Origin of the sequence: Cognatilysobacter terrigena (assembly GCF_004361065.1) — a bacterium.
Taxonomy (GTDB): Bacteria; Pseudomonadota; Gammaproteobacteria; order Xanthomonadales; family Xanthomonadaceae; genus Cognatilysobacter; species Cognatilysobacter terrigena.
On sequence record NZ_SELT01000030.1, the window covers coordinates 1 to 18,219 of the forward strand.

The 18,219-nt window shown below is 65.5% G+C and carries 30 protein-coding genes; 28 read left to right on the top strand and 2 right to left on the bottom strand.

Annotated features, from left to right (window positions below; genetic code table 11):
* The 28 genes from rplC to EVS83_RS13840 form a co-directional block, all read left to right on the top strand.
* The coding region (rplC, locus tag EVS83_RS13705) for a 50S ribosomal protein L3 (RefSeq protein WP_133501592.1) at positions 1-451 on the top strand (451 nt) is incomplete at its 5' end.
* Between the two features lie 10 nt (positions 452-461).
* Positions 462-1,067, top strand: coding sequence for a 50S ribosomal protein L4 (rplD, locus tag EVS83_RS13710; protein ID WP_133501593.1), 606 nt, complete (start codon positions 462-464; stop codon positions 1,065-1,067).
* Positions 1,064-1,360, top strand: coding sequence for a 50S ribosomal protein L23 (rplW, locus tag EVS83_RS13715; protein WP_133501594.1), 297 nt, complete (start codon positions 1,064-1,066; stop codon positions 1,358-1,360). The genes rplD and rplW overlap by 4 nt, the downstream gene beginning before the upstream one ends.
* Before the next feature lie 10 nt (positions 1,361-1,370).
* A complete protein-coding gene (gene rplB / locus EVS83_RS13720) occupies positions 1,371-2,198 on the top strand; it encodes a 50S ribosomal protein L2 (protein ID WP_115647020.1) in 828 nt (275 codons plus the stop codon).
* Between the two features lie 6 nt (positions 2,199-2,204).
* Positions 2,205-2,471 carry a 30S ribosomal protein S19 gene (gene rpsS, locus EVS83_RS13725; RefSeq protein WP_027082411.1) on the top strand — a complete coding sequence of 89 codons (267 nt, stop codon included), beginning with the start codon at positions 2,205-2,207 and terminating at the stop codon, positions 2,469-2,471.
* Positions 2,472-2,481: 10 nt separating this feature from the next.
* Positions 2,482-2,817 (top strand): 50S ribosomal protein L22, encoded by a 336-nt coding sequence (rplV, locus tag EVS83_RS13730; protein WP_027082412.1) that lies wholly within the window; start codon positions 2,482-2,484, stop codon positions 2,815-2,817.
* Between the two features lie 14 nt (positions 2,818-2,831).
* Complete coding sequence (gene rpsC, locus EVS83_RS13735) at positions 2,832-3,572, top strand: 30S ribosomal protein S3 (protein WP_133501595.1); 741 nt, start codon at positions 2,832-2,834, stop codon at positions 3,570-3,572.
* A gap of 5 nt (positions 3,573-3,577) precedes the next feature.
* Positions 3,578-3,991, top strand: coding sequence for a 50S ribosomal protein L16 (gene rplP, locus EVS83_RS13740; protein WP_027082414.1), 414 nt, complete (start codon positions 3,578-3,580; stop codon positions 3,989-3,991).
* Complete coding sequence (gene rpmC / locus EVS83_RS13745; protein WP_133501596.1) at positions 3,991-4,179, top strand: 50S ribosomal protein L29; 189 nt, start codon at positions 3,991-3,993, stop codon at positions 4,177-4,179. The genes rplP and rpmC overlap by 1 nt, the downstream gene beginning before the upstream one ends.
* Positions 4,180-4,188: 9 nt before the next feature.
* The gene (gene rpsQ, locus EVS83_RS13750) at positions 4,189-4,458 is read left to right on the top strand and encodes a 30S ribosomal protein S17 (protein ID WP_133501597.1); all 270 of its coding nucleotides are present in this window, start codon (positions 4,189-4,191) and stop codon (positions 4,456-4,458) included.
* Between the two features lie 15 nt (positions 4,459-4,473).
* A complete protein-coding gene (gene rplN, locus EVS83_RS13755) occupies positions 4,474-4,842 on the top strand; it encodes a 50S ribosomal protein L14 (protein ID WP_027082417.1) in 369 nt (122 codons plus the stop codon).
* A gap of 14 nt (positions 4,843-4,856) precedes the next feature.
* The gene (gene rplX, locus EVS83_RS13760; protein ID WP_115647015.1) at positions 4,857-5,171 is read left to right on the top strand and encodes a 50S ribosomal protein L24; all 315 of its coding nucleotides are present in this window, start codon (positions 4,857-4,859) and stop codon (positions 5,169-5,171) included.
* An 11-nt stretch (positions 5,172-5,182) separates the two neighbouring features.
* Complete coding sequence (gene rplE, locus EVS83_RS13765; RefSeq protein ID WP_133501598.1) at positions 5,183-5,725, top strand: 50S ribosomal protein L5; 543 nt, start codon at positions 5,183-5,185, stop codon at positions 5,723-5,725.
* 18 nt (positions 5,726-5,743) lie between these two features.
* Positions 5,744-6,049: a 30S ribosomal protein S14 gene (gene rpsN / locus EVS83_RS13770; RefSeq protein WP_133501599.1), complete on the top strand. Its 306-nt coding sequence runs from the start codon at positions 5,744-5,746 to the stop codon at positions 6,047-6,049.
* A gap of 95 nt (positions 6,050-6,144) precedes the next feature.
* On the top strand, positions 6,145-6,543 hold the full coding sequence (rpsH, locus tag EVS83_RS13775; protein WP_133501600.1) for a 30S ribosomal protein S8: 399 nt from the start codon (positions 6,145-6,147) through the stop codon (positions 6,541-6,543).
* Positions 6,544-6,556: 13 nt separating this feature from the next.
* Positions 6,557-7,084 (top strand): 50S ribosomal protein L6, encoded by a 528-nt coding sequence (gene rplF, locus EVS83_RS13780; protein WP_133501601.1) that lies wholly within the window; start codon positions 6,557-6,559, stop codon positions 7,082-7,084.
* A 62-nt stretch (positions 7,085-7,146) separates the two neighbouring features.
* Entirely contained in the window at positions 7,147-7,500 is a 354-nt protein-coding gene (gene rplR, locus EVS83_RS13785; RefSeq protein ID WP_133501602.1) for a 50S ribosomal protein L18, read from the top strand.
* A 138-nt stretch (positions 7,501-7,638) separates the two neighbouring features.
* Positions 7,639-8,178 carry a 30S ribosomal protein S5 gene (gene rpsE / locus EVS83_RS13790; protein ID WP_133501603.1) on the top strand — a complete coding sequence of 180 codons (540 nt, stop codon included), beginning with the start codon at positions 7,639-7,641 and terminating at the stop codon, positions 8,176-8,178.
* Entirely contained in the window at positions 8,171-8,371 is a 201-nt protein-coding gene (gene rpmD / locus EVS83_RS13795) for a 50S ribosomal protein L30 (protein WP_133501604.1), read from the top strand. The genes rpsE and rpmD overlap by 8 nt, the downstream gene beginning before the upstream one ends.
* 6 nt (positions 8,372-8,377) lie before the next feature.
* Entirely contained in the window at positions 8,378-8,815 is a 438-nt protein-coding gene (gene rplO / locus EVS83_RS13800; RefSeq protein ID WP_133501605.1) for a 50S ribosomal protein L15, read from the top strand.
* Positions 8,816-8,822: 7 nt separating this feature from the next.
* Entirely contained in the window at positions 8,823-10,178 is a 1,356-nt protein-coding gene (gene secY / locus EVS83_RS13805; protein WP_166636914.1) for a preprotein translocase subunit SecY, read from the top strand.
* 431 nt (positions 10,179-10,609) lie between these two features.
* On the top strand, positions 10,610-10,966 hold the full coding sequence (gene rpsM, locus EVS83_RS13810) for a 30S ribosomal protein S13 (RefSeq protein WP_133501606.1): 357 nt from the start codon (positions 10,610-10,612) through the stop codon (positions 10,964-10,966).
* Positions 10,967-10,975: 9 nt separating this feature from the next.
* Positions 10,976-11,368, top strand: coding sequence for a 30S ribosomal protein S11 (gene rpsK / locus EVS83_RS13815; RefSeq protein ID WP_027082429.1), 393 nt, complete (start codon positions 10,976-10,978; stop codon positions 11,366-11,368).
* A gap of 13 nt (positions 11,369-11,381) precedes the next feature.
* On the top strand, positions 11,382-12,011 hold the full coding sequence (rpsD, locus tag EVS83_RS13820; protein ID WP_027082430.1) for a 30S ribosomal protein S4: 630 nt from the start codon (positions 11,382-11,384) through the stop codon (positions 12,009-12,011).
* Positions 12,012-12,060: 49 nt separating this feature from the next.
* Positions 12,061-13,059, top strand: a complete 999-nt coding sequence (locus tag EVS83_RS13825) for a DNA-directed RNA polymerase subunit alpha (protein ID WP_133501607.1) — start codon at positions 12,061-12,063, stop codon at positions 13,057-13,059.
* Between the two features lie 307 nt (positions 13,060-13,366).
* Positions 13,367-13,738, top strand: a complete 372-nt coding sequence (rplQ, locus tag EVS83_RS13830; RefSeq protein ID WP_133501608.1) for a 50S ribosomal protein L17 — start codon at positions 13,367-13,369, stop codon at positions 13,736-13,738.
* Between the two features lie 313 nt (positions 13,739-14,051).
* A complete protein-coding gene (locus EVS83_RS13835) occupies positions 14,052-14,558 on the top strand; it encodes a disulfide bond formation protein B (protein ID WP_133501609.1) in 507 nt (168 codons plus the stop codon).
* Positions 14,559-14,565: 7 nt separating this feature from the next.
* Positions 14,566-15,954 carry a class II 3-deoxy-7-phosphoheptulonate synthase gene (locus tag EVS83_RS13840; protein WP_133501610.1) on the top strand — a complete coding sequence of 463 codons (1,389 nt, stop codon included), beginning with the start codon at positions 14,566-14,568 and terminating at the stop codon, positions 15,952-15,954.
* Positions 15,955-16,036: 82 nt separating this feature from the next.
* Here the strand turns inward: EVS83_RS13840 and EVS83_RS13845 are convergent, their stop codons facing one another.
* Together EVS83_RS13845 and EVS83_RS13850 are read right to left on the bottom strand one after the other, a co-directional pair.
* Entirely contained in the window at positions 16,037-17,677 is a 1,641-nt protein-coding gene (locus EVS83_RS13845) for an amidase (RefSeq protein ID WP_133501611.1), read from the bottom strand.
* Between the two features lie 43 nt (positions 17,678-17,720).
* The gene (locus EVS83_RS13850) at positions 17,721-18,206 is read right to left on the bottom strand and encodes a DUF7144 family membrane protein (RefSeq protein WP_133501612.1); all 486 of its coding nucleotides are present in this window, start codon (positions 18,204-18,206) and stop codon (positions 17,721-17,723) included.
* Positions 18,207-18,219 lie beyond the last annotated feature (13 nt).

Genomic DNA, 18,219 nt, shown 5'->3' on the forward strand with positions numbered 1-18,219 from the left:
GCCGGAAGCCGGTCACCTCGCGAAGGCGAAGGTCGAAGGCGGCCGTGGCCTCTGGGAGCTGCGCGTCGAGAACGACCAGATCAACGGTTTCGAGATTGGCGGCGAGATCAAGGCCGACATCTTCCAGCCGGGCCAGATGGTCGACGTGCAGGGCGTCAGCAAGGGCAAGGGCTTCCAGGGCACGATCAAGCGCTGGAACTTCACCATGGGTGATGCCACCCACGGTAACTCGCTCTCGCACCGTTCGCCGGGTTCGATCGGCCAGCGCCAGACGCCGGGCCGAGTGTTCCCGGGCAAGAAGATGTCCGGCCACATGGGCGCCGAGACCAAGACCGTGCAGGGCCTCGAGGTCGTCCGCGTGGACGCCGAGCGTGGCCTGATCGCCGTCAAGGGCGCGGTCCCGGGTGCTCCGGGTGGCGACGTCATCGTTCGCCCGACCACCAAGGGCTGAGGAGAAGACGATGGAACTCGCCATTAACAACAGCGGCAAGACGCTCTCGGTCTCCGACGCCGTCTTCGGCCGTGATTTCAGCGAAGACCTGGTCCACCAGGTCGTCGTCGCCTACCGCAACGCAGGTCGCTCGGGCACCAAGGCGCAGAAGACGCGCGCCGAAGTGAACGGCACCACGAAGAAGTCGAAGAAGCAGAAGGGTGGCGGTGCGCGTCACGGCGCCCTGACCGCTCCGATCTTCGTCGGCGGCGGCGTGACCTTCGCGGCCAAGCCGCGCAGCTTCGCGCAGAAGGTCAACCGCAAGATGTATCGCGCCGCGATGGCGTCGATCCTGTCGGAGCTCAACCGCCAGGGCCGCGTCACCGTCGTCGAGACGTTCGAGATCGACGCGCCGAAGACCAGCGGTCTCGTCGCCAAGCTCAAGGACCTCGGCACCGGCCGCCGTCCGCTCCTCGTCACCGAGGACGCGACGGAGAACCTGTACCTGTCGGCGCGCAACCTGCCGTACGTCGAAGTCCGCGATGTTCAGGGTCTCGACCCGGTGACGCTCGTCGGCGCCGACTCGGTGGTGTTCACGACCGATGCGGTCAAGAAGATCGAGGAGTGGCTGGCATGAACGACGCCAAGCTCTACAGCATCATCCGCGCGCCGCGCATCTCGGAAAAGACGGCCCGTCTGCAGGAAGTCTCGAACCAGTACGTGTTCGAGGTTTCGACGGAAGCCAACAAGATCGAGATCAAGGAAGCCGTCGAGAAGATTTTCGGCGTCAACGTCCGCTCGGTGAACGTGGTCAACGTGAAGGGCAAGAACAAGGCCTTCAAGTTCCGCATGGGCCGCCGCAGCGACTGGCGCAAGGCCTACGTGACGCTGGCCGAAGGCCAGTCCATCGACGTGATGGCCACGGCCTGAGGATAGATCGATGCCATTGATGACCTTCAAGCCCACCTCTGCCGGCCGCCGTAGCGCGGTCCGCGTGGTGACCCCCGGCCTCCACAAGGGTGACCCGTACCAGGGCCTCGTGGAGAAGCAGGGCAAGACCGGTGGTCGTAACCACCACGGCCGCATCACCACCCGTCACATCGGTGGTGGCCACAAGCAGCACTACCGCATCATCGACTTCAAGCGCGACAAGGTCGGTATCCCGGCCCGCGTCGAGCGGATCGAGTACGACCCGAACCGCACGGCGCACATTGCGCTGCTGTGCTACGTCGATGGTGAGCGTCGCTACATCATCGCGCCGAAGGGCCTCAAGACCGGCGATCAGGTGATCGCGGGCCGTGATGCGCCGATCCGTGCCGGCAACACGCTTCCGCTCACCAACATCCCGGTCGGCTCCACGGTGCACTGCATCGAGATGAAGCCGGGCAAGGGTGCGCAGATCGCGCGTGCCGCGGGTGCCGGCGTGCAGCTGGTCGCACGCGAGCAGGGCTACGCCACGCTGCGTCTTCGCTCCGGCGAAATGCGCAAGGTGCCGGCCGAATGCTGCGCGACGATCGGCGAAGTCGGTAACGACGAGCACAACCTCGAGAAGCTCGGCAAGGCCGGTGCGAAGCGGTGGCGCGGCGTCAAGCCGACTGTCCGCGGCGCCGCCATGAACCCGGTCGATCACCCGCACGGTGGTGGTGAGGCCAAGGCGGGCCAGGGTAATCCGCATCCGGTCACCCCGTGGGGCGTCCCGACCAAGGGTTACAAGACCCGCAAGAACAAGCGGACCGCGCAGTTCATCGTCCGCGACCGCAGGAGCTAATCGGCCATGCCACGTTCACTCAAGAAAGGCCCGTTCGTCGACCACCATCTCATCAAGAAGGTGGAGACCGCGGGTAACAACAAGAAGCCGATCAAGACCTGGTCGCGTCGTTCGACCGTGCTGCCGGAAATGATCGGCTTCACGATCGCCGTCCATAACGGGAAGAATCACATCCCGGTTCTCGTCAACGAGAACATGGTCGGTCACAAGCTCGGCGAGTTCGCCATGACCCGTACGTTCAAGGGCCATGTCGCGGACAAGAAGTCGAAGTAAGGAGATGACCATGGAAGCGAAAGCCATCCTGCGCAGCGCGCGCATCTCCCCCCAGAAGGCCCGTCTTGTCGCCGACCAGGTCCGTGGCCTGCCGGTCGAGCGCGCCCTGAGCCTGCTTAAGTTCTCCGACAAGAAGGTCGCGGGCATGATCTACAAGGTCGTGTTCTCCGCTGCTTCGAATGCCGAGAACAACCTCGGCGCGGATGCCGACGACCTGCGCGTCAAGACCATCATGGTCGACGAGGGTCCGACGCTGAAGCGCTTCATGGCGCGGGCCAAGGGCCGCGGCACCCGCATCCTCAAGCGCACCAGCCACATCACTGTGGTCGTGGGCGCGGGCAAGTAAGGCGGAGACTGACTATGGGTCATAAAGTTCATCCCACCGGTATCCGTCTCGGCATCGCCAAGGACTGGAACTCGAAGTGGTTCGCCAACAAGAAGCAGTACGCCGGTTACCTGGCCGCTGACCTCAAGGTCCGCGAACTCCTTCGCAAGAAGTTGGCCGCTGCCGGCATCTCGAAGATCCTGATCGAGCGTCCCGCGAACAACGCGCGCGTCACGATCCACACCGCCCGTCCGGGCGTGGTGATCGGCAAGCGCGGCGAGGACATCGAGAAGCTGCGTAAGGAAGTCAGCGACGTGATGGGCGTTCCGGCGCACATCAACGTGTCGGAGGTCCGCAAGCCGGAGCTCGACGCGCAGCTCGTCGCCGAGTCCATCGCGCAGCAGCTCGAGCGCCGCATCATGTTCCGCCGCGCGATGAAGCGTGCGGTCGGCAACGCGATGCGCCTCGGTGCCCTCGGCATCAAGGTCAACGTCGCTGGCCGCCTCAACGGTGCGGAAATCGCCCGTTCGGAGTGGTACCGCGAAGGCCGCGTGCCGCTGCACACCCTCCGCGCCGATATCGACTACGGCTTCGCCGAGGCGAAGACCACGTACGGGATCATCGGTATCAAGTGCTGGATCTACAAGGGTGAAGTGTTCGACTTCTCCCAGGTGGGCCAGGAGAAGCAGGAAGAGAACTCGTCGCCGCGCGGCGAGCGCTCCGAGCGCGGTGATCGCGGTGATCGCAACGATCGTCGCGGCCGCGAGCAGAGGTAATCGCCATGCTGCAACCCAAGCGAACCAAATTCCGCAAGATGCACAAGGGCCGCAATGACGGCCTGAGCTGGAGCGCGAACGCCGTCAGCTTCGGCGAGTTCGGTCTGAAGGCAACTGCCCACGGCCAGCTCACCGCGCGCCAGATCGAAGCGGCGCGTCGTGCGATCAGCCGCTACGTCAAGCGCGGCGGCAAGATGTGGATCCGCGTGTTCCCCGACAAGCCGATTACCCAGAAGCCGATCGAAGTCCGAATGGGCTCGGGTAAGGGCAACGTCGAATACTGGGTCGCGCAGATCCAGCCGGGCCGCATGATCTACGAGATCGAGGGCGTCAGCGAGGAAGTCGCGCGCGAAGCGTTCCGTCTCGCCTCGGCGAAGCTCTCCGTGACCACCACTTTCGTTACCCGCACGGTGCGCTAATGGACCTCAAGGAACTCCGCACGAAGTCGGCCGACGAGCTGAATGCCCATCTGACCGAGCTGCACAAGGAGCGTTTCGCGCTCCGCATGCAGCAGGCCACCGGCCAGCTCGCCAAGAGCCACGACGTCCGCCGCGTCCGTCGCGAGATCGCTCGCACGAAGATGCTGCTGGGCCAGAACCAGAAGTAAGGACCCGCCATGACCGACAACAATACAGAGAAGGCGATTCGCACGGTCGAAGGTCGCGTCGTCAGCAACAAGATGGACAAGACCGTCACTGTGCTCATCGAGCGCCAGGTCAAGCACGCGCTGTACGGCAAGTACATCCGCCGCTCGACCAAGCTGCATGCCCACGACGCCGACAACGCGTGCAACGAGGGCGACATCGTCCGTCTGCGCGAGATCGCGCCGATGTCCAAGACCAAGAACTGGAGCGTGGTTGAGATCGTCAGCCGCGCGGCCGTGTAAGAGGAGGCTCAGACAATGATCCAGATGCAGAGCTACCTCGACGTGGCCGACAACTCCGGCGCGAAGGAAGTGATGTGCATCAAGGTGCTGGGCGGCTCGAAGCGCCGTTACGCCGGCATCGGTGACATCATCAAGGTGTCCGTCAAGGACGCCATTCCGCGCGGCAAGGTGAAGAAGGGTGACGTGTACGACGCCGTCGTCGTGCGCACCCGCAAGGGCGTCCGTCGTCCCGACGGTTCGCTGATCCGTTTCGACGGCAATGCCGCCGTGCTGCTCAACAACAAGCAGGAGCCGATCGGCACCCGCATCTTCGGACCGGTCACGCGCGAGCTGCGTACCGAGAAGTTCATGAAGATCGTGTCGCTCGCCCCTGAAGTGCTCTGAGCGGAGGAAGACTCATGAACCGTATCCGCAAGGGCGACCAGGTCGTCGTCATTACCGGCAAGGACAAGGGCAAGCAGGGCGAAGTCGTCCGCGTGCTCGGCGACAAGGTCGTCGTGTCCAACGTCAACGTGGTCAAGCGCCACACCAAGCCGAACCCGCAGGCGGGTCAGCCGGGTGGCGTGATCGAGCGCGAAGCGCCGATCCACGCGTCCAACGTGATGGTCTTCAACCCGGCGACGGGCAAGGGCGAGCGCGTTGCTTTCAAGGTGCTGGAGGATGGACGCAAGTTGCGTGTGTTCCGCTCCAGCGGTGAGGCGGTCGACGCCTGAGGAATGCAGAAATGACCACCCGTCTCGAAAAGTTCTACAAGGACGAAGTCGTCCCGCAGCTCATCCAGAAGTTCGGTTACAAGAACCCGATGGAAGTGCCGCGCCTGGTCAAGATCACGCTCAACATGGGCGTGGGTGAGGCCGCGACCAACAAGAAGATTCTGGAAAACGCCGTCGCCGACATGACGAAGATCGCGGGCCAGAAGCCGATCGTGACGAAGAGCCGCGTGTCGGTCGCTTCGTTCAAGATCCGCGACGGCTGGCCGATCGGCGCCAAGGTGACGCTGCGTCGCGCCAAGATGTTCGAGTTCCTCGATCGTCTCGTGAACATCTCGCTGCCGCGCGTCCGCGACTTCCGCGGCGTGTCGGGCAAGTCGTTCGACGGCCGTGGCAACTACAACATGGGCGTCAAGGAACAGATCATCTTCCCGGAAATCGACTTCGACCAGGTCGACGCTCTCCGCGGCATGGACATCGCGATCACCACGACCGCGAAGACCGACGCAGAAGCCAAGGCGCTGCTCGAGGCCTTCCGCTTCCCGTTCCGCAACTGATCCCACAGGACGACACACATGGCCAAGACCTCCATGGTCAACCGCGAGATCAAGCGCGCGAAGCTCGCCAAGCGCTACGGCGCCAAGCGGGAAGAGCTCAAGAAGATCATCGCCAGCACCACCGCTTCGTACGACGACAAGATGGACGCCGTCGTCAAGCTGCAGAAGCTTCCGCGTGACTCCTCGCCGAGCCGCCAGCGCAACCGCTGCGAGCTGTCGGGCCGTCCGCGCGGCGTGTATCGCAAGTTCGGCCTCGGCCGCAACATGCTCCGCAAGGCGACCATGAACGGCGACGTGCCTGGTCTGCGCAAGGCAAGCTGGTAAACTAGCCGGCTTCGCTGCGGCGGCTACGGCCGCCGCGGCTTACAACTGAAATTCGCAATCCCGCGGATATCGGTGCTTCTCATAAGGAAACTCTCATGAGCATGACTGATCCCATCGCCGACATGCTGGTCCGCATCAAGAATGCAGCGGCCGTTCGCAAGCAGTCGGTCACGATGCCGTCCTCGAAGATCAAGGTCGCCATCGCCAAGGTGCTGAAGGACGAGGGCTACATCCTCGACTACCGCACCGCCGAAGCGGGCCCGGGTAAGACCGAGCTCGAAGTCGCGCTGAAGTATTACGAAGGCCGCCCGGTGATCGAGCGCCTCGAGCGTTATTCGCGTTCGAGCCGTCGCCAGTACCGCGGCAAGTCGGAGCTGCCGAAGGTCCTCAACGGCCTCGGCGTCGCCATCATCTCCACCTCGAAGGGCATCATGACCGACTCGCAGGCGCGCCAGCAGGGCGTCGGCGGCGAAGTCCTGTGCTTCGTGGCCTAAGGGAGGAATAGACATGTCCCGAGTTGCCAAGAAGCCGATCGCCCTGCCGAAGGGTGTCGAGCTCAACGTCCAGGACGAATCGATCAGCGCCAAGGGCCCGAAGGGCACGCTGAGCGTCGCCAAGCCGGCCGCGATCCAGGTCAAGGTCGAAGACGGCACCGCCGTGTTCACGACCGAAGACGCCGCGCTGATTCCGCTCACGGGCACGCTCCGCGCCATCCTCGCCAACATGGTGAAGGGTGTCTCGGAAGGTTTCGAGCGCAAGCTCGAGCTCGTCGGCGTCGGTTACCGCGCATCGATGCAGGGCAAGGACCTCAACCTTTCGTTGGGTTTCTCGCATCCGGTCGTGTTCCCGGCGCCGGAAGGCATCACCATCGCCACGCCGTCGCAGACGGAAATCGTGGTGACGGGTGCCGACAAGCAGCGCGTCGGCGAAGTCGCCGCCAAGATCCGCGGTTTCCGTCCGCCGGAGCCCTACAAGGGCAAGGGTGTGAAGTACGCGGGCGAAGTGATCATTCGTAAGGAAGCCAAGAAGGCCTAATCCGGCCGGGCGCCGCAGTCGCGGCGCCGGACCTTTCGCCTTCAGCTTTCGAGGACAACACCATGCAGAAGAAAATCGCCCGCCTTCGTCGCGCCAAGTCGACCCGCTCGCACATCCGTGTGCTCGGCGTGCCGCGCCTGTCGGTGCTCCGCACCGGCCAGCACCTCTACGCCCAGATCTTCTCGGCCGATGGCTCCAAGGTCCTGGCCGCCGCGTCGACCGTCCAGGCCGACATCAAGGATGGCCTGAAGAACGGCAAGAACGCCGACGCGGCCGCAAAGGTCGGTCGTGCGATCGCCGAAAAGGCCAAGGCCGCCGGCATCGAAAAGATCGCGTTCGATCGTTCGGGTTACCGCTTCCACGGCCGCATCAAGGCACTCGCCGATGCTGCTCGCGAAGGTGGCCTGCAGTTCTAAGGACGGTTCGCCGTTCAACCCGCCGATGCGGTTGAGCATCGGACGTCGGCGCGGATTCCCGCGCCGTCGGTACGCCCGCGGTACATCACAACGATAAGCGGCGAAGCCGCAAGTCCTTTCAACTACCGAGATACTCAAATGGCAGAAGAGCGTCAGCAGCGCGGCCGCGATCGTGATCGCAACCGCGAAGAAATCGACGACGGCATGATCGAGAAGCTGATCGCGGTCAACCGCGTCAGCAAGACCGTCAAGGGCGGCCGCCAGTTCACCTTCACCGCGCTGACGGTGGTGGGCGACGGCAACGGCAAGGTCGGCTTCGGTTACGGCAAGGCGCGCGAAGTGCCGGTCGCGATCCAGAAGTCGATGGAACACGCGCGCAAGTCGATGGCGAACGTCGACCTGAACAACGGCACTCTGTGGCACACGGTCAAGGCCGGCCACGGCGCAGCCCGCGTGTTCATGCAGCCGGCGTCGGAAGGTACCGGCGTCATCGCCGGCGGTGCGATGCGTGCGGTCCTCGAAGCGGTGGGCGTCAAGAACGTTCTCGCCAAGGCCGTCGGTTCGCGCAATCCGATCAACCTCGTGCGCGCCACGATGCGCGGCCTGACCGACATGCGGTCGCCGTCGCAGATCGCGGCCAAGCGCGGCAAGAAGGTGGAGGACCTGGTCAATGGCTAAGAACCAGGCTGTCGAGGGCGGCACCGTCAAGGTCCGTCTGGTCAAGGGCCTCCGTGGCACGCAGGCGCGTCATCGCCTGTCGGTCCGCGCGCTGGGTCTCAACAAGCTCAACGATGTGCGTGAACTGAAGGACAGCCCGCAGGTTCGCGGTCTGATCAATCAGCTCCACTACCTCGTTCGCGTCGAGGAGTAATCGACCATGCGTCTCAACACTCTGCAGCCCGGTGAGGGCGCTCGCACCGCGCCGAAGCGCGTCGGTCGCGGTATCGGTTCCGGCCTGGGCAAGACCTGCGGTCGCGGCCACAAGGGTTCGTTCGCTCGCGCGGGCAAGGGCAAGATCAAGGCCGGCTTCGAAGGCGGTCAGATGCCCATGCAGCGTCGCCTGCCGAAGATCGGCTTCCGTTCGACGACGGCCAAGGAGTCCGCCGAGGTGCTGCTGTATGCCCTCGACGCTCTTGAAGCCGGCGAAATCACCATCACCTCGCTGAAGGAAGCGGGCCTCGTCCCGCCGAACGCGAAGAAGGTGAAGGTGGTGAAGAAGGGCGAGCTGACCAAGGCCTTCACCCTCAAGGGTGTGTCGGCTACGGCTGGCGCGAAGGCGGCCATTGAAGCCGCTGGCGGTTCGATCTCGGAGTAAGGGCCTGATGGCGCGTAGCAGCAATTCGATGGCCGGCCTCGGCGGCGGTCTCGGCAAGTTCACCGAGCTCCGCCAGCGACTTCTGTTCGTCGTCGCGGCGCTGATCGTCTACCGAATCGGCTGCTACGTACCTGTTCCGGGGGTCAATCCGGAGGCCATGGTCCAGTTCATGGAGCAGGGCCAGAACGGCAAGACCATCATCGACATGTTCAACATGTTCTCGGGCGGTGCGCTGCACCGCCTGAGCCTGTTCGCGTTGAACGTGGCGCCGTACATCTCGTCGTCGATCGTCGTCCAGCTGCTCACGCAGATCGTGCCGAGCCTGAAGGCCATCCAGAAGGAAGGCGAGTCGGGTCGACGCAAGATCAACCAGTGGTCGCGCCTCGGCACGATCCCGCTGGCCGTGTTCCAGGCGTGGGGCATCGCGACGTGGCTGCAGTCCGCGAGCGCACCGGGCGGTACGCCGGTCGTGTACGCCGGTGGCCCCGGTTTCATCATCACCGCGGTGGTCGCGCTGACCGCCGGCACGGTGTTCCTGATGTGGCTCGGTGAGCAGATCACCGAGCGTGGCATCGGCAACGGTATCTCGCTGCTCATCTTCGCGGGCATCGTGTCGCGCATCCCGGCCGAAGTGATCAACATGTTCAGCCAGATCCGCAACGGCGACATGAGTCCGCCGGCCGCGTTGATCACGGCTGCGCTGGTGCTCGGTTTCACCTACTTCGTGGTGTTCGTCGAGCGCGGCCAGCGCCGCATCACGGTGAACTACGCGCGCCGCCAGGGCGGTCGCAACGCGTACCAGAACCAGTCGTCGTTCCTCCCGCTGAAGCTCAACATGTCGGGTGTCATCCCGGCGATCTTCGCGTCGAGCATCGTGATGGTCCCGGCGACCGCGGCGACCTGGTTCAGCCAGAACAACTCGCAGTCGTGGCTGCTCAAGGTGAGCCAGATGCTGTCGCCCGGCGAGCCGCTGCACATGATTCTGTACGCGGGCCTGATCATCGGCTTCTCGTTCTTCTACACGGCGCTTGTTTTCAACTCTCAGGAAACGGCCGAGAACCTGAAGAAGTCGGGCGCCCTGATCCCGGGCATCCGTCCGGGCCGCTCGACCGCCGACTACATCGACGGCGTGCTGACGCGCCTGACGGCCGCAGGTGCCGTGTACCTGGTGCTGGTCTGCCTGCTGCCGGAAATCATGCGCACGCAGCTCGGCACCTCGTTCTACTTCGGCGGTACGTCGCTGCTGATCGTCGTGGTCGTCGTGATGGACTTCATCGCGCAGATCCAGGCGCACCTGATGTCGCACCAGTACGAAAGCCTGCTCAAGAAGGCGAACTTGCGCGGTGGCAGCCGCGGCCGTTGAGACGGCAGGCATCACGCGGGCTGCACGGTCCGCGGTTTGATGGCATAATGGCGCGCTGAGTAGCGCAAGCTGCTCCAGGCCAGGACGGCCGCTCGGTTTGAATCCCGGCCTGGACGGCGAAACGGAACACACGCGGTGCGTCGACTCTCCGGTCGGCCCCGCACATGGGCGACCCGGGCGGCAGTCCCGCGCACGGGTGGACCTTTGGCCATACGCGCGCCTGAGGAGCGCGCGGGGCCGGGCAGGGCGGTTCGCCGCGGTGCCCGGTACAGCCGAGGTCCGTCGCCGGAGCATGGGCACACTCCCCATGCCGGGTCGAAGCGGTGCGCCGCATCGGCTCCCAGCAAGCCGGGACACAACCGATTTCGTGTTTTTCTCGAGAGTTCACCGCCGGGCGCGAGCCTGGCGCATTTCAGTTTGGAGATCGCCTCATGGCGCGTATTGCAGGTGTAAACCTGCCTGCCCAGAAGCACGTCTGGGTGGGGCTGCAGAGCATCTACGGCATCGGCCGTACCCGTTCCAAGCAGGTCTGTGAGTCGGCCGGCGTCAAGCCGACGACCAAGATCCGCGACCTGTCGGAGCCTGAAGTCGAGCGCCTGCGTGGCGAGATCGGCAAGTTCGTCGTCGAAGGCGACCTGCGTCGCGAAGTCGGCATGGCGATCAAGCGCCTGATGGACCTCGGTTCCTACCGCGGCCTCCGTCACCGCCGCGGCCTGCCGCTGCGCGGTCAGCGCACCCGGACCAATGCCCGTACCCGCAAGGGTCCGCGCAAGGCCATCAAGAAGTAAGGAACCGACATGGCCAAGCCTGCCGCGAAAGCTCCGAAGAAGAAGATCAAGCGCGTCGTCACCGACGGCATCGCGCACGTCCACGCTTCGTTCAACAACACCATCATCACGATCACCGACCGCCAGGGCAACGCGCTCTCGTGGGCGACCTCGGGCGGCGCGGGTTTCCGCGGTTCGCGCAAGTCGACCCCGTTTGCTGCGCAGGTCGCCGCCGAAAAGGCCGGTCGCGCTGCGATGGACTACGGCGTCAAGGCGCTGGAAGTCCGCATCAAGGGCCCGGGTCCGGGTCGTGAGTCGGCCGTGCGTTCGCTCAACAACGTCGGCTACAAGATCCTCAACATCATCGACGTGACGCCCATCCCGCACAACGGATGCCGTCCGCCGAAGAAGCGCCGCGTCTGAGGAGGAATAAGACATGGCACGCTATATCGGTCCTACCTGTAAGCTCGCGCGCCGCGAAGGCGCCGACCTCAGCCTGAAGTCGCCGGCCCGCGCCCTCGACTCGAAGTGCAAGCTCGAGCAGAAGCCCGGCCAGCACGGCGCCACCGCCCGCAAGGGCAAGCTGTCCGACTACGCCACCCAGCTTCGCGAGAAGCAGAAGGTCAAGCGTATCTACGGTCTGCTGGAGCGTCAGTTCCGCAACTACTACAAGAAGGCGTCGAACCGGAAGGGCAACACGGGTGAAAACCTGCTGCAGCTCCTCGAGACGCGTCTCGACAACGTCATCTATCGCATGGGCTTCGCGGTCACCCGCGCTGCCGCGCGTCAGCTGGTCAGCCACCGCGGCGTCACCGTCAACGGCAAGATCGTGAATCTGCCGTCGTACCAGGTGAAGGCCGGTGACGCGATCGCGCTCGCCGAGCGCGCGCAGAAGCAGCTCCGCGTGCAGGAGGCCCTGACGGTCGCCCAGCAGATGGACCTGTCGCCGTCGTGGATCGAAGTCGACGCTAAGAAGTTCGCTGGCGTCTTCAAGTCGGTGCCGGACCGTGCGGACCTGCCGGCCGACATCAACGAAGCGCTCATCGTCGAGTTGTACTCGAAGTAATTTCATCCGGGCCGGCGTGACGACGTCGGCCCCCAGGAGAAGCCACAACATGACGGTTACCGCCAACCAGGTATTGCGCCCGCGTGGTCCCCAGATCGAACGCCTGACCGGCAATCGCGCCAAGGTCGTCATCGAGCCGCTGGAGCGCGGCTACGGTCACACCCTCGGCAATGCGCTGCGCCGCGTCCTGCTCTCGTCGATCCCCGGGTTCGCAATTACCGAGGTGGAGATCGATGGCGTGCTCCACGAGTACACCACGGTCGAAGGCCTCGAAGAGGACGTGCTGGAGGTTCTGCTGAACCTCAAGGACGTCGCCATTCGCATGCACACGGGTGACAGCGCGATGCTGTCGCTCAACAAGTCGGGCCCGGGCGTCATCACCGCTGGTGACATCCGCACCGACCACAACGTCGAGATCATCAATCCGGAACACGTTGTCGCGCACCTGACCAAGGACACCGCGCTCAACATGCGTCTGAAGATCGAGCGTGGCTACGGCTACCAGCCGGCTGCCGCGCGTCGTCGTCCGGACGAGGAGACCCGCGCTATCGGTCGCCTGATGCTGGACGCGTCGTTCTCGCCGGTCCGTCGCGTCGCGTATGCGGTGGAAGCCGCGCGCGTCGAGCAGCGCACCGACCTCGACAAGCTGGTTCTCGACATCGAAACCAACGGCACGATCGATGCCGAGGAAGCCGTCCGCACCGCGGCCGACATCCTCACCGACCAGCTGTCGGTGTTCGGCGACTTCACGCACCGCGAGCGCGGCGCGGCGAAGCCGCAGACCGGCGGCGTCGACCCGCTGCTGCTGCGTCCGATCGACGATCTCGAACTGACGGTGCGTTCCGCCAACTGCCTCAAGGCCGAGAACATCTACTACGTCGGCGACCTGATCCAGAAGACGGAAGTCGAGCTGCTCAAGACCCCGAACCTCGGCAAGAAGTCGCTGACCGAGATCAAGGAAGTCCTGGCGCAGCGCGGCCTCGCGCTCGGCATGCGTCTCGAGAACTGGCCGCCCGCCGGCATCGCGTCGCACGGGATGATGGGGTGAGGCGCGGCGGCTAGAACGCTTACGCGTTCTGCCGCGCCGAACGCCCGCGCCGCAAGCGCGGGCCGGGCGACGAAAGAACCCGCTTACTTCGTAACCCTCTCAAGCAGTACCTCGCAGCGCGGATCTTCCGCGCCGCGAAACCCGAATCCCGCCACCCGGCGGGATTCGCGCACCACCCCGACGGGCCACGAAGCCCGCGGCATTCCGGCTAGGACGGCCGGATCCGGACCAACGCAGTCCAAGCGTCAACGCCGGGATGGCGACAGCGAAATCCAGCAGTTCCAACATTCACTAGGAAACCGACGCCATGCGCCACCAGAAAGCCGGCCGCAAGTTCAGCCGCACCAGCGCCCACCGCGATGCCATGTTCACCAACATGGCCGCGTCGCTGATCAAGAACGGTCTGATCCGTACCACGCTCCCGAAGGCCAAGGAGCTCCGCCGCGTCGCCGAGCCGCTCATCACGCTCGGCAAGACCGACGGCGTCGCCAATCGCCGCCTTGCCTTCTCGCGCCTGCGCGACAAGGAAGCGGTGGGCAAGCTGTTCATCGAACTCGGCCCGCGTTACCGCGAGCGTCCGGGCGGCTACCTGCGCATCCTGAAGTGCGGCTTCCGCGCCGGCGACAACGCCCCGATGGCGTACGTCGAGCTCGTCGACCGTCCTGACGCAGCGCAGTAAGCGTTCGCTGATATTCGATCGGTGGCTCCTGCTGCCGATCACGCGAAAACCCCGGCTGATGCCGGGGTTTTTCGTTTCACCGTGTCGAATGCCGCGTTCGTGCCTCGACGGTTACAGGCGTCGCCGGCGTGCGCCGTCGCAGCGGCGAAGACGCGAGGCGATGATCCGCCGGCGACGCGTGCGGCATCGCAGAACGCGTACTCGCATCGATCGACGCTCGCCCGCACGAAACACCAAGCCCATGACCTCCTGCGCTTTGCGTCATGTGCGCGCGCCTGCGACCATGGCCGCCTCCGGGGATTCGCGTCGTCACATGGCTCTCAATCCGCTCCGCGCTTCGTTCCGCACCCAGTTCCTGCTGGGCTTCGTCGCCTGCGTCGCGCTCATGGCTTACGCGCTATACGCCGAGCACGTGCTCAAGCTCGAGCCGTGCCCGCTGTGCATCTTCCAGCGCATCGCAGTAATGGCGCTGGGTCTCGTCTTCCTCATCGGCGGGTTGGTGGCGCCCAAGCGGCCGGGCGGGCGTCGCGCGTGGGGCGGGCTGGCGTTGATTCCGGCCATCGCCGGCATCGGCGTAGCCGGCCGTCACGTCTGGATCCAGCACCTGCCGCCGGACCAGGTGCCGTCCTGCGGCCCCCCGTTCGCGTTCCTGCGTGAAACGCTGCCGTTCATCCAGCTCATCCGAAAAGTCCTGACGGGTGACGGACAATGCGCCAAGATCGAATGGACGTTCCTCGGCCAGTCGATGCCGGTGTGGACGCTGATCTGTTTCGTGGTGCTGGCGCTGTGGATCGCCTTCGCTGCGTTCCGTCGAAGGTAGAGAAGTGATGGCAACGAACGACACCAACCTGCAGGCCGTAACGCTTCCGCGCGAGTGGAGCGCGCAGTCGTGGCGTGCCCGCCCGGCGACGCAGATGCCGCAGTATCCCGACGCCGCGGAGTTCGAGTCCGCGCTCGCCGAACTGCGTCGCCTGCCGCCGCTGGTGACGTCGTGGGAAATCCTCAGCCTCAAGCAGCAACTCGCCGACGCGCAGGAAGGCAAGCGTTTCCTGCTGCAGGGCGGCGACTGCGCGGAGAGCTTCGACGAATGCTCGTCGGACGTGATCTCCAATCGCCTCAAGGTGCTGCTGCAGATGTCGCTCGTGCTCGTGCACGGCATGCGCAAGCCGGTGGTGCGTGTCGGCCGTTTCGCCGGCCAGTACGCGAAGCCGCGTTCGGCCGACATGGAGACGATCGACGGCGTCAGCCTGCCGAGCTATCGCGGCGACATCGTCAACGGTCCTGCGTTCACTGCGGAAGCGCGACGTCCCGATCCGCGCCGCATGATCAAGGCGCATGCGCGCTCGGCGATGACGATGAATTTCGTCCGCGCGCTGATCGATGGCGGCTTCGCCGACCTGCATCACCCCGAATACTGGGATCTCGGTTGGGTCGGCCATTCGCCGCTCGCCGACGAATACCGCCGCATGGTCGCCGCGATCGGTGACGCGGTGCGCTTCATGGAGACGTTGTCGGGCGCGGAGGTGCACAACCTCAATCGCGTCGACTTCTACACGTCGCACGAGGGGTTGCTGCTGCCGTACGAAGAAGCGCTGACACGGCAGGTGCCGCGCAACTGGGGCTGGTTCGACCTCAGCACGCACTTCCCGTGGATCGGCATGCGCACCGCGCAGATCGACGGCGCGCACGTCGAATTCCTGCGCGGCATCCGCAATCCGATCGCGGTGAAGATCGGGCCGTCGGTGACGCCCGACATGCTGCTCAAGCTCGTCGACGTGTTGAATCCGGAAGACGAAGCGGGCCGCCTGACCTTCATCCATCGCATGGGTGCGTCGCAGATCGCGGCGAAGCTTCCGCCGCTGCTCGATGCGATCCGTCGCGACGGTCGCCGCGTGTTGTGGGTCTGCGATCCCATGCACGGCAACACCGAGTCGACGGCGAACGGTTACAAGACACGTCGATTCGCGAACATCGCAGGCGAAGTCGAGCAGGCGTTCGACCTGCACGCGGCGGCGGGAACGCGCCTCGGTGGCGTGCATCTCGAACTCACCGGCGAGGACGTGACCGAATGCCTCGGCGGTGCGCGCGAGCTGACGGAAACGGATCTCGAGCGCGCGTATCGCAGCTGCGTCGACCCGCGTCTGAACTACGAGCAGGCGCTCGAGATTGCGATGTTGATCGTCCGCAAGCAGACGCAGATCAGCGCGCCGCTGTAACGCGCGAGCGACGAGCCGCCGGCAACGTGTCGCGCAGCACGCGGGTGCTGCGTGACCTCTCTGACACGTACTGCGGCAGCCTTCAGTGCGACGCGAGCCCCATGTCGTCGATCGTCGGCATGAACTTCGGTGGCGTGCGTGCATGCGTCGCCTGTTCGAACGAATACGCGAGTTCGATCAGGCGCGGCTCGCTCCACTTCTTGCCGAGGAAGACGAGCCCGAGCGGCAGGCCGTGGGCATCGCCCATCGGCACCGTGATGCTCGGATAGCCCGCGACTGCCGCCGCACCGTAGCCGGCGCCGCTGAAGTGATCGCCGAGCACCGTGTCGATGCGCCAGGATGGGCCGGTCGACGGCGCGACCAATGCGTCGAGCTTCTGGCGCTTCAATGCCGCATCGATGCCCTCCGGGCCGGCCAGGCGTCGCGCAGTGTCGCGTGCGGTCTTGTACTTCGGCGACGACAACGGCGGCGCCTTCAACGCCTGCTCGAAGAGTTCCTGTCCGAAGTAGGGCATCTCCTGCGCTTCGTGCGTGCGATTGAATTCGACGATCTCGCTGAGCTTGCGCACCGGTGCGCCGCTGTTGGCGAGATACGACTCGAGGCCCGGGCGGAACTCGGCGAGCAGCACCGTGTTCTCCGCGTCGTCCCACTTGCCGGCGGTCGGAATCGTGGTTTCGACGACGGTCGCGCCCGCAGCCTTCAATGCGTCGATCGCGCGATCGAACGCGGCGTCGACATCCGGGTGATAGCCGGCGCTCTTTCGCAGCACGCCGATGCGCGCGCCCTTGAGTGCGTCGGACTTGAGGTGCGTGGTGTAGTCGACGCGCTTGGGGCGCGACTTTCCGCCGTACGCCGGATCCTTGGAATCGGAGGCCGCGATCGCGGTGAGCACGGCCGCCGCGTCGGCGACGGTGCGCGTCATCGGGCCGGCGGTGTCCTGGCTCGCGGAGATCGGCACGATGCCGCGGCGACTTACGAGCCCGACCGTGGGCTTGAGGCCGACGACGCCGACGACCGATGCGGGGCAGATGATGCTGCCGTCGGTCTCCGTGCCGATCGCGGCGGCCGCCAGGTTCGCCGACACCGCGGTGCCGCTGCCCGAACTCGAACCGCACGGGTTGCGATCGAGCGCGTAGGGGCTGCGCGTCTGGCCGCCGGCGCCGCTCCAGCCGGAGATCGAGCGCGTCGAGCGGAAGTTCGCCCACTCGCTGAGGTTGGTCTTGCCGAGGATCACGGCGCCGGCTTCCCGCAGGCGCGTCACGAGGAACGCGTCGCGTTCGGGCCGGTGGTCGGCCAAGGCGAGCGAGCCGGCCGTGGTCGCCATCGGCGTCGCGTCGAGGTTGTCCTTCAGCAGCACGGGAATGCCATGCAGCGGGCCACGCACGTGGCCGTTGCGACGCTCCGCGTCGAGCGCGTCCGCCTCGCGCAATGCATCGGGATTCAGCGACAGCACGGCGTTGAGCCGCGGGCCGCCGTCGTCGAGCGCGGTGATGCGATCGAGGTAGGCCTGCGTCAGCGAATGGCTGCTGAGCTGGCCTTCGGCCATGCGCGCCTGCAGTGTCGCGATGTCCGATTCTTCGTAGGGGAAACTGAAGCTCGTCGCGGCCGGCGCCGTGACGGTCATGGTTGGCCCACTGCCGGTATCGGCCGTGTCGGCGGTCGGTTTCGTCGCACAGCCGGTCGCGGCCAGCGCGACGAAGAGGGCGAGCGGGGCGCAGCGCATGACGCATCTCCATTTAGGGACGCGTCAGCATCCGACGATGCGGTCAGCTCGGCAAGCGGGCTCGTCGGCGGAACAGATCGCGCGCCAGGACGTAGACGATGACGACGTTGACGACGAGCACGGTGATCGTCACCCAGGTCGGATGGCGCGACAGCGCAAACACGTCGGCGGGCAGATAGATCGCCGCGGCAATGCAGCCCAGCCACGACGCCCACGCCTTGTCGCGCCAGAGGCCCCACGCGTCGACCGCGTGCAACAGGCCATAGGCGGCGGCGAGTGCCGCGGTCGCGTGCACGGTGCCCGGGCTAATCGCGTTGGCAAGCGATGCGAGCGGGCCGTCCGTCGAACTCAGTTCGAAATGACGGATCAGCGCATGCACCGCGTTGCGCAGGGGCAGCGGCCCGAGGATTTCGAGCCCGCTCGCCGCCAACAGCGCGAGCAGGCCCTTGATCGCTTCAACCATCGCGATCGCGCGCAACCCGGGATGGGCGCGCGGATTCGCGTCGTACGGGCGGGGGTGGTCCGTCACCGGCGCGAGTCTA